Source organism: Pseudomonas sp. SMV71 (assembly GCF_052042015.1).
Classification (GTDB): domain Bacteria; phylum Pseudomonadota; class Gammaproteobacteria; order Pseudomonadales; family Pseudomonadaceae; genus Aquipseudomonas.
This window is the reverse complement of sequence record NZ_JBKGGU010000022.1, coordinates 24,062-38,219: the sequence shown is the minus strand read 5'-3', so window position 1 is coordinate 38,219 and position 14,158 is coordinate 24,062. Positions and strand designations below refer to the sequence as shown.

General features: G+C 63.2%; 11 protein-coding genes. 9 read left to right on the top strand and 2 right to left on the bottom strand.

The features are described 5' to 3' along the window. Positions 1-154 precede the first annotated feature (154 nt). Both ACLEJQ_RS20930 and edd read right to left on the bottom strand, forming a co-directional pair. Complete coding sequence (locus ACLEJQ_RS20930) at positions 155-1,114, bottom strand: glucokinase (protein WP_440798016.1); 960 nt, start codon at positions 1,112-1,114, stop codon at positions 155-157. After that, entirely contained in the window at positions 1,111-2,937 is a 1,827-nt protein-coding gene (gene edd / locus ACLEJQ_RS20925) for a phosphogluconate dehydratase (protein WP_440798014.1), read from the bottom strand. Before edd ends, ACLEJQ_RS20930 begins: the two co-directional genes overlap by 4 nt. A gap of 218 nt (positions 2,938-3,155) precedes the next feature. On the opposite strand from edd, the gene gap reads away from it, so the two are divergent. From gap to arcA, 9 genes are all read left to right on the top strand, one after another. Continuing rightward, positions 3,156-4,157 (top strand): type I glyceraldehyde-3-phosphate dehydrogenase, encoded by a 1,002-nt coding sequence (gene gap, locus ACLEJQ_RS20920; RefSeq protein ID WP_440798012.1) that lies wholly within the window; start codon positions 3,156-3,158, stop codon positions 4,155-4,157. A 203-nt stretch (positions 4,158-4,360) separates the two neighbouring features. Continuing rightward, positions 4,361-4,879, top strand: coding sequence for an RNA polymerase sigma factor (locus tag ACLEJQ_RS20915; RefSeq protein WP_440798010.1), 519 nt, complete (start codon positions 4,361-4,363; stop codon positions 4,877-4,879). Positions 4,880-4,987: 108 nt separating this feature from the next. Beyond that, a complete protein-coding gene (locus ACLEJQ_RS20910) occupies positions 4,988-5,944 on the top strand; it encodes a FecR family protein (protein ID WP_440798009.1) in 957 nt (318 codons plus the stop codon). 119 nt (positions 5,945-6,063) lie between these two features. Continuing rightward, positions 6,064-8,658 carry a TonB-dependent receptor gene (locus ACLEJQ_RS20905; RefSeq protein WP_440798007.1) on the top strand — a complete coding sequence of 865 codons (2,595 nt, stop codon included), beginning with the start codon at positions 6,064-6,066 and terminating at the stop codon, positions 8,656-8,658. A 129-nt stretch (positions 8,659-8,787) separates the two neighbouring features. Next, on the top strand, positions 8,788-9,378 hold the full coding sequence (locus tag ACLEJQ_RS20900) for a biliverdin-producing heme oxygenase (protein WP_440798005.1): 591 nt from the start codon (positions 8,788-8,790) through the stop codon (positions 9,376-9,378). Between the two features lie 136 nt (positions 9,379-9,514). Further along, positions 9,515-9,943: a YbaN family protein gene (locus tag ACLEJQ_RS20895; protein WP_440798003.1), complete on the top strand. Its 429-nt coding sequence runs from the start codon at positions 9,515-9,517 to the stop codon at positions 9,941-9,943. Between the two features lie 35 nt (positions 9,944-9,978). Then, positions 9,979-11,325, top strand: coding sequence for a CoA transferase (locus ACLEJQ_RS20890; RefSeq protein WP_440798001.1), 1,347 nt, complete (start codon positions 9,979-9,981; stop codon positions 11,323-11,325). Between the two features lie 87 nt (positions 11,326-11,412). Then, positions 11,413-12,840, top strand: a complete 1,428-nt coding sequence (arcD, locus tag ACLEJQ_RS20885) for an arginine-ornithine antiporter (protein ID WP_440797999.1) — start codon at positions 11,413-11,415, stop codon at positions 12,838-12,840. A 30-nt stretch (positions 12,841-12,870) separates the two neighbouring features. Then, positions 12,871-14,127 (top strand): arginine deiminase, encoded by a 1,257-nt coding sequence (arcA, locus tag ACLEJQ_RS20880; protein WP_440797998.1) that lies wholly within the window; start codon positions 12,871-12,873, stop codon positions 14,125-14,127. Positions 14,128-14,158 lie beyond the last annotated feature (31 nt).

Sequence of the window (14,158 nt, the reverse complement as noted above, 5' to 3'; positions counted from 1 at the left end):
GATTGGCGGATTATGCCTGATGAGCCGGATCTATAAACACCACTACCCCTTGTGGGAGCGGGCTTGCTCGCGAATGCAGGGTTTCATTCAACATTTTCGTCGACTGACACACTGCTTTCGCGAGCAAGCCCGCTCCCACAGGGCCTCACAAATTTTAAACTTGTACCGACTGCTCCAACGCCACGCCCGCGCCCATCAAGCCGGAGTACGGGGCGGTGACCAGCCAGACCGGAATGCCCTTGAAGTAATCGCTCATGCACCCCTTGTCGGAGAAGCACCGGGCAAAACCGCTCTCGAGGAAAAAATCAGCGAAACGCGGGATCACCCCACCGACGATGTAGACACCGCCGCGCCCGCCCACCGTCAGCACGTTATTGCCGGCCACGCGGCCCAGCCAGCGGCAGAACTGTTCGAGCACTTCCAGGGCGATCGGGTCGCCGGCGAGGCCCGCAGCGGTGATCGATTCCGGCGTGTCGAGCACGGGTTCATGGCCGTCCACCGCGCAAATCGCCCGGTACACTCGTGGCAAACCGCTGCCGCTCAAGGCGGTCTCGGCGCTGACATGGCCGATCTCGTTGTAGATGTGTTGCCAGAGCTGGGTTTCACGCGGGCTGCTCATCGGCAGGTCGACGTGGCCGCCCTCCCCCGGCAGCGCGGCGAACCGGCCCTCGCCCAGATCCAGCAGTGTACCGACGCCGAGCCCGGTGCCCGGACCGATCACCACCGCCGGGCGCATCGGCTCCGGGGTGCCCTCGCATACGACCCGGTATTCATCGGGACGCAAACGGGTCATGCCCAGGGCCATCGCCGAGAAGTCGTTGACCAGCAACAGCTTCTCCACCTGCAAGGTCTCGCAGAACGCCAGGTTGCTCAGGCGCCAGTGATTGTTGGTGAAGCGAAACACATCGCCACCCACCGGACCGGCCACCGACAGGCACACCGAACCGATCGCGCCCGGCCCCATGCCCATGCCGCTCAAGTACACCTTGATGGCGTCTTCAGGACAGGCGTAATCCGCCGTCGCCAGCACCTGGATGTTTTCCAGGTTGTGATTCTTCCACAGCGCGAAGCGTGCGTTGGTCCCACCGATGTCACCGACCAAAGCCAGTTTCAATTAAGCGTCTCCAGGGCAGAAGTGAAGGCGCTGGCGCCCTGCTCCGCCGAGCTGAAAGCCATGCGCATGAAACCGAACAGCTCGCGACCGGTGCCGATGTTGTTACCCAACAGGCCCCTGGCCGGCTCGCGCGCGGCGAATTCCTCGGCGTCCACCTTCAGTTCCAGGGTGCCTTTGACGCCGTCGACGCGGATGATATCGCCCTCCTGCACCCGGGCCAACGCGCCACCGACATAAGCTTCGGGGCTGACGTGGATCGCCGCCGGGATTTTCCCCGACGCGCCGGACATGCGCCCGTCGGTCACCAGCGCCACTTTGAAGCCGCGATCCTGCAACGAGCCGAGGAACGGCGTCATCTTGTGCAGCTCCGGCATACCGTTGGAGCGCGGCCCCTGGAAGCGCATCACCGCAACGAAATCCTTCTCCAACAGGCCAGCCTTGAACGCATCGGCCAGGTCCTGTTGGTCCTGGAACACCATGGCCGGCGCTTCGACGATCTGGTTTTCCAGAGCGACCGCGGAGACTTTCATCACGCCGCGCCCCAGGTTGCCTTCCATCACCCGCAGCCCGCCTTCCGGCGAAAACGCCCGGGCCACCGGACGCAGGATGTTCTCGTCGAGGCTTTCGATCGGGCCGTCGCGCCACACCAGCTTGCCATCTTCCAGGAACGGCTCCTGGGTGTAGCGGCTCAGGCCGTGACCGAGCACGGTGTTGACGTTCTCGTGGAGCAGGCCGGCTTCCAGCAGTTCTCGGATCAGGAACGACATGCCGCCCGCCGCCTGGAAGTGGTTGATGTCGGCCTTGCCGTTCGGGTAGACGTGGCTCAGGGTCGGCACCACCTCGGAGAGGTCGGCCATGTCCTGCCAGGTCAGTTGGATACCGGCCGCCATGGCGATGGCCGGCATGTGCAAGGTGTGGTTGGTGGAGCCGCCGGTGGCGTGCAGCGCGACGATGGAATTGACCAGCGCACGCTCGTCGACGATTTCGCCGATGGGCATGAAGTTGCCGCTCTGCTTGGTCATACGCGTGACCTGGAACGCCGCTTCGCGAGTCAGCGCATCACGCAAAGGGGTGTTCGGATTGACGAACGAGGCGCCCGGCAAATGCAGGCCCATCACTTCCATCAGCAGCTGGTTGGTGTTGGCGGTGCCGTAGAAGGTACAGGTACCGGGGCTGTGGTAGGACTTCATCTCCGATTCCAGCAGCTCCTCGCGGGTCGCCTTGCCTTCTGCATAGCGCTGGCGCACATCGGCTTTTTCCTTGTTGGAAATACCCGAGACCATCGGCCCGCCGGGCACGAAGATCGTCGGCAAGTGACCGAAGCGCAGCGCGCCCATCATCAGGCCCGGGACGATCTTGTCGCAGATGCCGAGCATCAGCGCGCCATCGAACATGTTGTGCGACAGCGCCACCGCCGTGGACATCGCGATCACTTCGCGGCTCGGCAGGCTCAGTTCCATCCCCGCCTCGCCCTGGGTCACGCCATCGCACATGGCCGGCGTGCCACCGGCGAACTGGCCGACCGAGCCGATCTCGCGCAGGGCTTTCTTGATCTGTTCCGGAAAGGTTTCGTAGGGCTGGTGGGCCGAGAGCATGTCGTTATAGGACGACACGATGGCGATGTTGGCGGCGTTCATCATCCGCAGATGATGCTTGTCTTCCGTGCCGCAACCGGCCACGCCATGGGCAAAGTTGGCGCACTGCAATTTGCCGCGCATCGGCCCGTCGCTGGCTGCACCGCGAATCAATGCAAGGTAAGCCTGACGCGTGGCGCGGCTGCGGGCGATAAGCCGTTCGGTGACCTCAAGTACGCGGGGATGCATGTGTAGAACTCCAGGCTAACGGGTGTGGCGACCTGATTGTCTATGCTGGTCAAAAGCCCCCGGCGCCTCAGGCGACGGACGGTTTTTGACTATTCGGACCAGTTGATTCAGGTCACTCGTTGTAGATAAAACAAAATATTGCCATCAAAAAGGCTTGTTTTCTATTTTTATGCGAATAATCTTGTAATTCCAACAACAAATCGATGGCGGCGCAGTTAATGACTCTTCGAATCGCAATCAATGGTTTTGGCCGCATCGGCCGCAATGTCCTCCGCGCACTGTATACCCAAGGCTATCGTCGCGACTTGCAGATCGTCGCCATCAACGACCTGGGCGACAGTGCAATCAACGCTCACCTGCTCAAGTTCGACACCGTCCACGGCACTTTTGATGCAGATGTGCAGCACGATCACGAAAGCCTGACGGTTAATGGCGACCGCATTTCAGTCAGCGCCATCCGCAATCCGGCCGAGCTGCCCTGGGCTGCGGAAAAAATCGACGTGGTGTTCGAATGCACCGGTCTGTTCACCGACCGGGCCAAGGCCGCCGCCCACATCAGTGCCGGCGCGCGCAAAGTCATCATCTCGGCCCCGGCCAAGGGCGCCGATGCCACCGTGGTGTACGGCGTGAACCACGACATCCTGCGCCAGTCCCACCAGATCATTTCCAACGCCTCGTGCACCACCAACTGCCTGGCCCCGGTGGCCCAGGTGCTGCACCGCGAGCTGGGCATCGAAAGCGGCCTGATGACCACTATCCATGCCTACACCAACGACCAGAACCTGACCGACGTCTACCACAGCGACCCGTACCGCGCCCGCTCGGCGACGCAGAACATGATCCCGAGCAAGACCGGCGCCGCCGAAGCGGTGGGCCTGGTGCTCCCGGAACTGGCAGGCAAGCTGACCGGCATGGCCGTACGCGTGCCGGTGATCAACGTGTCGCTGGTCGACCTTACCGTGCAACTCAAGCGCGAGGCGTCGGCCGAGGAAGTCAACGAACTGCTGCGCCATGCTAGCCAGCATTCGAAGATCCTCGGCTACAACACGCTGCCGCTGGTCTCCAGCGACTTCAACCACAACCCGTTGTCGTCGATCTTCGACGCCAACCACACCAAGTCCAGCGGCAAGCTGCTCAAGGTACTGGCCTGGTATGACAACGAGTGGGGCTTCTCCAACCGCATGCTGGATAACTGCCTGGCGTTGTGTAACGCCGAGTGACCCGACACGTTTGTTGAGCCCTCATTGTGGGAGCGAGCCTGCTCGCGATTACGCCTGATCAGTCAGCCCAAGGTTGACTGCCACGCTGCAATCGCGAGCAGGCTTGCTCCCACTGGTTGATTTTTAACGCTTACAAATCCAGGCTTGACCCATTCAGCAGATGACAATCATTATCATCTACTCGAACCGGACCAGGCCCTACCGTGAGTCAATCGCGCTTTCACCACGTCTTCCTCGCCCAGCGCACGCCCCTGCTGCGGACCCTTGAGCAGATGGTCAACAACCGCAGCACCGCCGAAGACCTGCTCCAGGAAACCTACCTGCGCGTAAGCCGCGCTTTGGGTGAAAGACCCGTCGAGCATCTCGAACCATTTGTCTTCCAGACCGCGCGCAATCTGGCGCGCGATCATTTGCGCGCGCGGCGTATCCAATCCCGGACGTTGCTGGAGGATGTGCCCCAGGAAATGATCCACAACGTGGCCGTCTCCCAGAGCAGCGCCGAGGATGCGGTCCATGCCGGGCAATTGCTCGAACGCCTGAATGTCAGCCTGCAAACGCTGAGTGCGCGCCAGCAGCAGATTTTCATCCTCAATCGCTTGCACGGTCACGGTTACCAGGCCATCGCCGAACGCCTGGGCGTGTCGTTGAGTACCGTGCAAAAGGAACTGAAGCTGATCATGGCGATCTGTGTGGGCGCGGCCCAAGGCCTCGAAGGTGACTGAACCCACGGGATTGCTCCCGCCAATTGCGTTGACGGGTGACCCTGCTTATCTTGGTCGCCCTCGAGCCTGATTCGAAACAGCCGTGCACAGACACAGCGAGGAACCACCGTGACGGACAACCACCACGCCCCTGGGCCGACGCCGGACGCCGCCCACGCCATGGAGCAGGCACTGGACTGGCTGATCCTGCTGGAAAGCCCCAGCGAGGAGCAGACCCGGCAATTTGAAGCCTGGCTGGCGGCCGATCCGCGCCATGGCGAAGCCTTCGCCCGCGCCCAGGCGATCTGGAACGGTCCGCAGGTGCTGGAAAGCGCCCGCCAGCTGGAGGCCAGGCCCAAGGTCACCGCGTGGTCACGCTTGCGGTCCCACTGGAAACCTCTGGCAACGGCAGCGGTATTGCTGTTGGGCCTGTTCAATTTCAGCGACCTGCCGCTGCAATTGCGGGCCGACCACTTGACCATCGTCGGTGAACGCCAGCGCCTGCAACTGGAAGACGGTTCCAGGGTCCTGCTCAACACCGACTCGGCGTTCTCCAGTACCTTCAACGAACGGCGCCACGTGGCCCGCCTTTACAGGGGCGAAGCATTTTTCGAAGTGCCGGCCAGCCGTAGCCTGCCTCTGGAAATCGACGCCGGCCCGGTCACGGCCAGCGTCAGCGATACCACGTTTGCCATGCGTTACCTCGACGGCGTGACCCAGGTCCAGGTCCAGCGTGGCGATGTGGACCTGCGCGCCACCCGCAACGACAGCCATGTGCGCCTGTCCGCCGGCGAAAGCATCCGCATCGGCCCCAACGGCTTCGATCATCCGACCCACCTGGACGCCGCCACTGAGCTGGCCTGGGTGCAGGGCCGGCTGGTATTCGAGAACCAGCCGCTGGGCCGGGTGCTGGCCGAGCTGCGGCGCTATTACCCCGGCTGGATCATCAACAACAACCCACAACTGGCCAGCGTCGCGGTGACCGGTAACTATCGCCTCGACCAACCCTTGGATGCAGTCCGATCCCTGGCCCACATCACTCGCGCGCGGCTTCAGGAATTCCCGGCGCTGGTGATTTTGAACTAAATGAGAATTATTTTTACTCGATAGGCTTCGCTGGTTCGTCTCGTTATAGCCAATGCAATTGATTCTCATCCATTGATGAAAATCTGCACCTATAACAGATGCGACACGGAGCGCTATCGATGTCCTCTCGCCTTACCTGCCGGTTCCTTGCCCCGTCCTGCACGCTGTCCCTGCTGACAGCTGCGATTCTGCTGGCCGGCACGGCCCCTCATGTCCTTGCCGCCGACAACGCTCAGCCTGCTGCACGCAACATGGGCGACTACAACTTTTCCATCGCCCGGCAACCCCTGGTGTCGGCGCTCAACGCTTTCACGGTCGTCACCGGCTGGCAGGTCGGCCTGCCGGCGGAACTGGCCGAGGGCGTCGCATCACCGGGGGTCAATGGCTCGCTGCCACCTGAGAAAGCCCTGGAACGCCTGTTGGTGGGGACTGACCTGAGCTACCGCAAGCTGGGCGACAATAGCGTCGTCCTGGAAAAGCGCAGCTCCGCCGGCGTGATGAGCCTGCCACAAACGACCATCAGCGCCACCCGCCAGGCCCAGGACATCACCGAAGTACCGAGCACCGTCACGGTCCATGAGCGCCAGGCACTGGACCGCAACAACGTCAACACCCTCAAGGACCTGGTGCGCTATGAGCCCGGCGTCTCGGTGGGGGGCGCCGGCCAGCGTGGCGGCATCAGCGGCTATAACATCCGCGGCATCGACGGTAACCGGATCCTCACCCAGATCGATGGCGTGGAAGTACCGGGTGGATTCTTCAACGGCCCCTACGCCAAGACCCAGCGCAACTACGTCGACCCGGAAATCATCAAGCGCGTGGAAATCCTGCGCGGCCCGGCCTCGGTGCTGTATGGCAGCAACGCCATCGGCGGCGCGGTCAGCTACTTCACCCTGGATCCGGACGACATCATCAAGCCGGGCCAGGACGTCGGCGCCCGCCTGAAGAGCGGCTACAGCTCAGCCGATGAGAGCTGGCTCAAGTCCGCCACCGTCGCCGGCCGCAGCGGGCCGCTGGACGGCCTGTTGCATTACAGCCAGCGCGACGGCCACGAAACCCAATCCTATGGCAGCCACAACGGCATCGGCCTGGACCGCACCGCCGCCAACCCTGAAGACGTGCGCGCCAACAACGTGCTGGCCAAACTGGGGTGGAACTACAGCGATGACGCGCGCCTGGGCCTGGTCTACGAAAAGTACAAGGACGACCGCGACGTCGATCTGAAAAGCGCCTATGGCGGTCCCTATGCCAACGGTCGCCCGACGATCCCCACCTCGGTGCTGCCCGGTGGCATGTATCAGTGGCGCACCGGCAACGACACCGTCACCCGCGAGCGTTTCGGCCTGGAGCACAGCTTCGCCCTCGACAGCCTGCTGGCCGATCACGTGAAGTGGAGCCTCAATCATCAGGTCGCCAAGACCGACCAGAGCACCGCCGAGTTCTACTTCCCGATTACCCGCCGGGTCCTGCGCACCCGCGAGACGCTCTACGAAGAAAAACAGTGGGTCTTCGACGCGCAACTGGACAAGGCTTTCAGCATGGCCGGCACCGATCACGCGCTGACCTACGGCACCACGATCAAACAACAGAAAGTCACTGGCTCACGCAGCGGCAACGGCGTGTGCCTGGCGGTTGGCCGCGGCTGCAGCGCTGTCGGTGCCATCAGCCCGACTGACGTGCTGGCCAAAGCCAGCGACTTCCCGGACCCGACCATCAATACCTACAGCCTGTTCGCCCAGGACCAGATCAGTTGGCAAAAATGGACCTTCATCCCGGGCCTGCGCTACGACTACACCCGCCTCAAGCCCCATCTGACCGAGGCATTCCTCAACACCGTCGACCCGACCCAGGCCGGTGAAGTCAGCGACCAGGACAAGACCTGGCATCGAGTCTCGCCCAAGTTCGGCCTGACCTACGCCCTGACCGATGAGTACACCTGGTACGGCCAGTACGCCGAAGGTTTCCGTACGCCGACCGCCAAGGCGCTCTATGGTCGTTTCGATAACCCTGGCACCGGCTACAGCGTGGAACCCAACCCCGATCTGGAACCGGAAAAAAGCAAAGGCTACGAGACCGGCCTGCGTGGCCGTTTCGATCATGGCTCGTTCGACATGGCGGTCTTCTACAACCAGTACCGCGACTTCATCAACGAAGACGCGATCACCCCTGGCGCCGATCAACTGACCTTCCAGAGCAACAACATCAAGCACGCCACCATCAAGGGCGCCGAAGTCCGGGGGCGTCTCGACCTGGACCTGTTCGGCGCGCCGCAGGGCCTGTACACCCAAGGCTCGGTGGCCTACGCCTACGGGCGCAACAACGACACCGGCGAACCACTCAACAGCGTCAACCCGCTGACCGGCGTGTTCGGCCTGGGCTACGACCAGGACGATTACGGCACCCTGCTCAGCTGGACCCTGGTCAAGAAAAAGGACCGTGTGGACGACAGCAACTTCAACTCGCCCGATGGCGTCAGCCGCCAGTTCAAGACCCCAGGCTTCGGCATTCTCGACCTGACCGGATTCTACAAAGTGACCGACGACATCACCGTCAGCGGCGGCCTCTACAACCTCACCGACAAGAAGTACTGGCGATGGGATGACGTGCGCGGCTACGACAGCGTGGGCGAAGCCGCCGTGATCAGCCCCGCCAACCTCGACCGCCTGACCGCGCCGGGGCGCAACTTCGCGGTCAATCTGGTTTGGGATATCTGAGGGACGCGCTCGTTAACTTTTGTGGCGAGGGAGCTTGCTCCCTCGCCACAAAAGCATCCTGTTCTCACCGTGCGATGGACTGCGATTCGTCTTGTCATCACATACCTGTTTTCCTCTTAAGGAGCTCCCATGAATACCCCACAATCAACGTTACGCTCCCAACGCCTGAACCAGATCACCCACGAGCCCCACAGCAGGCTCGATGCCCTGGTCAAGGCCCACGCCCCCTTCGAAACACTGGCCGGCTACGCCCGTTTCGTGGTGGCCCAATACCTGTTCCAGTGGGAACTGATGGCGCTGTACAACGACGCGCAGCTGTCCAGCCTGATTCCCGACCTGCCGGCCCGCTGCCGCGCCGAAGCGGCCAGGGCCGACCTGGCAGACCTGGACACCGAGATCCCGCCGCCCGTGGCCGGTGCGGTGAAGAACCCAACCCAGGCCGAAGCCCTGGGCTGGCTGTTCGTCTCCGAAGGCTCGAAACTCGGCGCGGCGTTTCTGATCAAGCGCGCCGTGGGCCTGGGGTTGAGCGAAACCTTCGGCGCCCGGCACCTGGCCGAACCGGCGGGCGGACGCGCCGAAGGTTGGAAAACCTTTACCCGAACCCTCGATAGCCTGGTCTTTACCCCACAGCAGGAAGCCGAGGCGGATAAAGGTGCGCTGGATGCATTCAACCGGTTCACAGTGTTGCTGGAGCATGCTTACACCACTGAATGCGCCTGACCGGCCACCACCCGCTCCTGTGGGAGCGAGCTTGCTCGCGATGACGGAGAGTCAGTCGCCGTAATATCGCCTGATATACCGCTATCGCGAGCAAGCTCGCTCCCACAGGGGAATGAACCCGCCCGAACAACGATAAATGAACCGCTCCCCCTCAAAACTCACCCGCCTGCTCTTCACCCTGATCGCCTACACCAGCCTCGCCATCGGCCTGGTCGCCCTGGTCGTGCCGGGCCTGCCGACGACCGAATTCATCCTGCTCGCCGCCTGGGCCGCGACCCGCAGTTCGCCGCGCCTGAACGCCTGGCTGGAGAACCACCGGCTGTTCGGGCCGATGCTGCGCAACTGGCGCAACGGCAAGGCCATCCCGCGCCGGGCCAAGGTTACCGCCACGGTCAGCATGCTGCTCTGCGCCGGGGTGATGCTGGCCGCGCTCGGCCACGGCTGGCCGGTCTACCTGGCGCTGGCCGGCATGGGTCTGGGCAACCTGTGGATCTGGTCGCGACCGGAACCTGCGCCGGGTTCTTGCCCGCGCTTGGCGGCGAAGCAGCCCCCGACGGATTTTTGATCTATGCTCGCCCTCTCATTTGCGGAGGGCTTTCGATGACTGACCTGCTGACGTCCATGCAAGCCGCGCTCGGCCTGCCCACCACGCAGATCCCCTTCACCGATGAAGGCGCCCTGCCCTCGGCGTTCGCCGTCACGGAGCTGGCCTGCGCCAGCATCGCCGCTGCCGGCCAGGCGACTGCCGAACTCATCCACCAGCAAACCGGGCGCCGGCCATCGGTCGAAGTGGACCGACGCCTGGCCTCGTTCTGGTTCTCCACCTCGCTACGACCGGTCGGCTGGAACCCACCGCCACTGTGGGACCCGGTGGCCGGCGACTATGCCTGCGCCGATGGCTGGATTCGTCTACATACCAATGCACCGCATCATCGACTGGCAGCGGAAAAAGTCCTCGGCCCGTGTGCTGATCGCAGCGAAATGGCGAGCCGGGTCGCTCGCTGGCCCAAGTCGGAACTGGAACAGGCCGTGGTCGAGGCAGGCGGGTGCGCTGCCCAGATGCGTTCGTGGCAGGCATGGCAGGCTCATCCCCAAGGCCAAGCGGTGAACGCCGAGCCGCTGGTGCAGTTCACCCCCAGCAACACGGCGGCGCACAAGCCCTGGCTCGGATCCGTGGCCCAGCCGTTGGCCGGCCTCAAGGTGCTGGACCTGACCCGGGTGCTCGCGGGCCCCATTGCCAGTCGCTTGCTGGCCGGGCTCGGCGCCGATGTCCTGCGTATCGACCCGCCCACCTGGAACGAGCCCGGCGTGGTGCCGGAAGTGACCCTGGGCAAACGCTGTGCGCGCCTGGATCTGCATCGGCCTGATGATCGTGCGGTATTCGAAGCCTTGCTCAGGGACGCCGACGTCCTCCTGCATGGCTATCGGGCAGACGCTCTGGAGCGCCTGGGCCTTGACGCCGAGCAGCGTCGGGGCATGAACCCGGGGCTGATCGACGTCAGCCTCAACGCCTACGGCTGGAACGGTCCATGGCGCAACCGTCGCGGCTTTGACAGCCTGGTGCAGATGAGCAGCGGCATCGCCGAGGCGGGCATGGCCTGGAAACAGGCCAGCCAACCAACGCCACTGCCGGTGCAAGCGCTGGATCATGGCACTGGCTACCTGATGGCGGCCAGCACCCTCGTGTTGCTGGCCCGGCGTCTGGAGAACGGTCGAGGCGGTTCTGCCCGCCTGTCACTGGCGCGCACGGCAAAACTGTTGATCGAACAGGGGCCGGGGGCCCAGGCCGCGCTTCGCCCCGAGGACAACGACGATCAGGGCCTACTGGTGGAACAGACGCCGTGGGGCCCCGCGCACCGATTGCAGGTACCGCTGAAAATCAGCGGCACACCGTTGCAGTGGACGCGGGCGGCAACTGAGCTCGGGGCGCATCGAGCGCAGTGGTAATCAGCTGCGCCTGCTGACCTGGGTCAGCTAACCCGAGGCAAAACCGACATAGGCTGTGACTCTCCTCTGCTGCCTCGGAGTCATGCTATGTCTGATACCCCCGCAAAGCTTCACTTGGGTGCGCTGGTCGCGCTGGTCGTGGGTTCGATGATCGGCGGAGGGATCTTTTCCCTGCCGCAGAACATGGCGGCCAGTGCCGATGTCGGCGCCATTCTGATTGGCTGGGCGATCACCGCGGTGGGCATGCTGACCCTGGCGTTCGTGTTCCAGACCCTGGCCAATCGCAAGCCCGACCTGGACGGCGGCGTGTACGCCTACGCCAAGGCCGGGTTCGGTGACTACATGGGTTTCTCATCGGCCTGGGGCTACTGGATCAGCGCCTGGCTGGGCAACGTCGGCTACTTCGTGCTGCTGTTCAGCACCTTGGGCTTTTTCTTCCCGGTGTTTGGTGAAGGCAACACGGTTGCAGCGGTGGTCGGCGCCTCGGCCCTGCTGTGGGCCGTGCATTGGCTGGTGCTGCGCGGTATCAAGGAAGCCGCGTTCATCAACCTGGTGACCACGGTTGCCAAGGTCGTGCCGCTGGCGTTGTTCGTGCTGATCGCAGTGTTCGCGTTCAAGCTCGACGTTTTCACCGCCGACATCTGGGGCGTGAACAACCCGGACCTGGGCAGTGTGATGAACCAGGTCCGGCACATGATGCTGGTCACCGTCTGGGTCTTCATCGGCATCGAGGGCGCGAGCATTTTTTCCGCCCGCGCCGAGAAACGCTCGGACGTGGGCAAGGCCACAGTGATCGGGTTCATTACCGTGCTGCTGTTCCTGGTCCTGGTGAATGTGCTGTCGCTGGGGATCATGACCCAGCCGGAACTGGCGAAACTGCAAAACCCTTCCATGGCGGCGGTGCTGGAGCATGTGGTGGGCCATTGGGGCGCGGTGCTGATCAGCGTCGGCCTGATCATTTCGCTGCTCGGCGCCCTCTTGTCCTGGGTGCTGCTGTGCGCCGAGATCATGTTCGCCGCCGCCCGGGACCACACCATGCCGGCGTTCCTGCGTCGCGAAAATGCCAATCACGTCCCGGCCAACGCCTTGTGGCTGACCAACGCAATGGTGCAGCTGTTCCTGATCGTCACCCTGTTTTCGGCCAGCACCTATCTGTCACTGATCTACCTCGCCACCTCGATGATTCTTGTGCCGTACCTGTGGTCGGCGGCTTACGCGCTGCTGTTGGCGGTGCGGGGCGAAACCTATGAAAACGCCCTGGCCGAACGCCGCAAGGACCTGTTCATCGGCGCCATCGCCCTGATCTATGCGGTGTGGCTGCTGTACGCCGGCGGGATCAAATACCTGCTGCTCTCCGCCCTGCTCTACGCCCCTGGCGCGATCCTGTTTGCCAAGGCCCGGCGCGAGGTGGGCAAACCGGTATTCACCTCAGTCGAGAAACTGATTTTTGCCGCCGTGGTGGTGGGCGCCCTGGTGGCTGCCTATGGCCTCTACGACGGCTTCCTGACCTTGTAACAGGCTGACGATCTCAACGGAGAACATCCAATGACCACGGAAAAAGTGAAGTACGGCGTTCATTCCGAAGCCGGTAGATTGCGCAAAGTCATGGTCTGCTCCCCAGGCCTGGCCCATCAGCGACTGACCCCGGACAACTGCGATGAACTGCTGTTCGATGACGTGCTGTGGGTCAACCAGGCCAAGCGCGACCATTTTGATTTCGTCACCAAGATGCGCGAGCGCGGCATCGACGTACTGGAAATGCACAACCTGCTGACCGACATCGTCGCCATTCCCGAAGCCCTGGACTGGATCCTGCACCGCAAGATCACCGCCGACTCGGTAGGCCTGGGCCTGGTGAATGAAGTCGGTTCGTGGTTGCGCAGCCTGGAACCGCGCCGGATCGCCGAATTCCTGATCGGTGGGGTTTGCGCCGATGACCTGCCCGACAGCTTCGGTGGCAAAACCATTCAGATGTTCCGCGATTTTCTCGGGCACTCCAGCTTCATCCTGGCGCCGCTACCCAACACCCAGTTCACCCGCGACACCACCTGCTGGATCTACGGCGGCGTCACCCTAAACCCGATGTACTGGCCGGCCCGCCGCCAGGAAACCCTGCTGACCACCGCCATCTACAAATTCCACCCCGAGTTCACCCACGCCGACTTCCAGATCTGGTACGGCAACCCGGATCTGGACCACGGCAGCGCCACCCTCGAAGGCGGCGACGTGATGCCCATCGGCAATGGCGTAGTACTGATCGGCATGGGCGAACGCTCGTCCCGCCAGGCCATCGGCCAGCTCGCGCTGAACCTGTTCAAGCATAAGGCCGTGGAGCGGGTGATCGTCGCCGGTTTGCCGAAGTCTCGCGCCGCCATGCACCTGGACACCGTGTTCAGCTTCTGCGACCGCGACCTGGTGACGATTTTCCCCGAAGTGGTCAGCCAGATCGTCGCGTTCTCCCTGCGCCCCGACGAAAGCAAGCCCGGTGGCATCGACGTGCGTCGTGAAGAAGGCAGCTTTCTCGACACGGTCGCAGCGGCCTTGCAACTGCCGGCACTGCGCGTGGTGGAAACCGGCGGCAACAGCTTCGCCGCCGAACGCGAGCAATGGGACGACGGCAACAACGTGGTGGCTCTGGAGCCGGGGGTGGTGATTGGCTATGACCGCAACACCTACACCAACACCTTACTGCGCAAGGCCGGGGTGGAGGTCATCACCATCAGCGCCAGCGAACTGGGACGAGGTCGCGGCGGCGGCCATTGCATGACCTGCCCGATCATCCGCGACCCGATCGACTACTGACTTCTGCGCCTGGGTCGGTGTTGACCGGACA

What these genes read in the sequence shown, in the direction of transcription:
- edd (WP_440798014.1), bottom strand. Translation starts at nt 2,937, where the DNA reads ATGCATCCCCGCGTACTTGAGGTCACCGAACGGCTTATCGCCCGCAGC.
- gap (WP_440798012.1), top strand. Translation starts at nt 3,156, where the DNA reads ATGACTCTTCGAATCGCAATCAATGGTTTTGGCCGCATCGGCCGCAAT.
- ACLEJQ_RS20905 (WP_440798007.1), top strand. Translation starts at nt 6,064, where the DNA reads ATGTCCTCTCGCCTTACCTGCCGGTTCCTTGCCCCGTCCTGCACGCTG.
- ACLEJQ_RS20900 (WP_440798005.1), top strand. Translation starts at nt 8,788, where the DNA reads ATGAATACCCCACAATCAACGTTACGCTCCCAACGCCTGAACCAGATC.
- ACLEJQ_RS20895 (WP_440798003.1), top strand. Translation starts at nt 9,515, where the DNA reads ATGAACCGCTCCCCCTCAAAACTCACCCGCCTGCTCTTCACCCTGATC.
- ACLEJQ_RS20890 (WP_440798001.1), top strand. Translation starts at nt 9,979, where the DNA reads ATGACTGACCTGCTGACGTCCATGCAAGCCGCGCTCGGCCTGCCCACC.
- arcD (WP_440797999.1), top strand. Translation starts at nt 11,413, where the DNA reads ATGTCTGATACCCCCGCAAAGCTTCACTTGGGTGCGCTGGTCGCGCTG.
- arcA (WP_440797998.1), top strand. Translation starts at nt 12,871, where the DNA reads ATGACCACGGAAAAAGTGAAGTACGGCGTTCATTCCGAAGCCGGTAGA.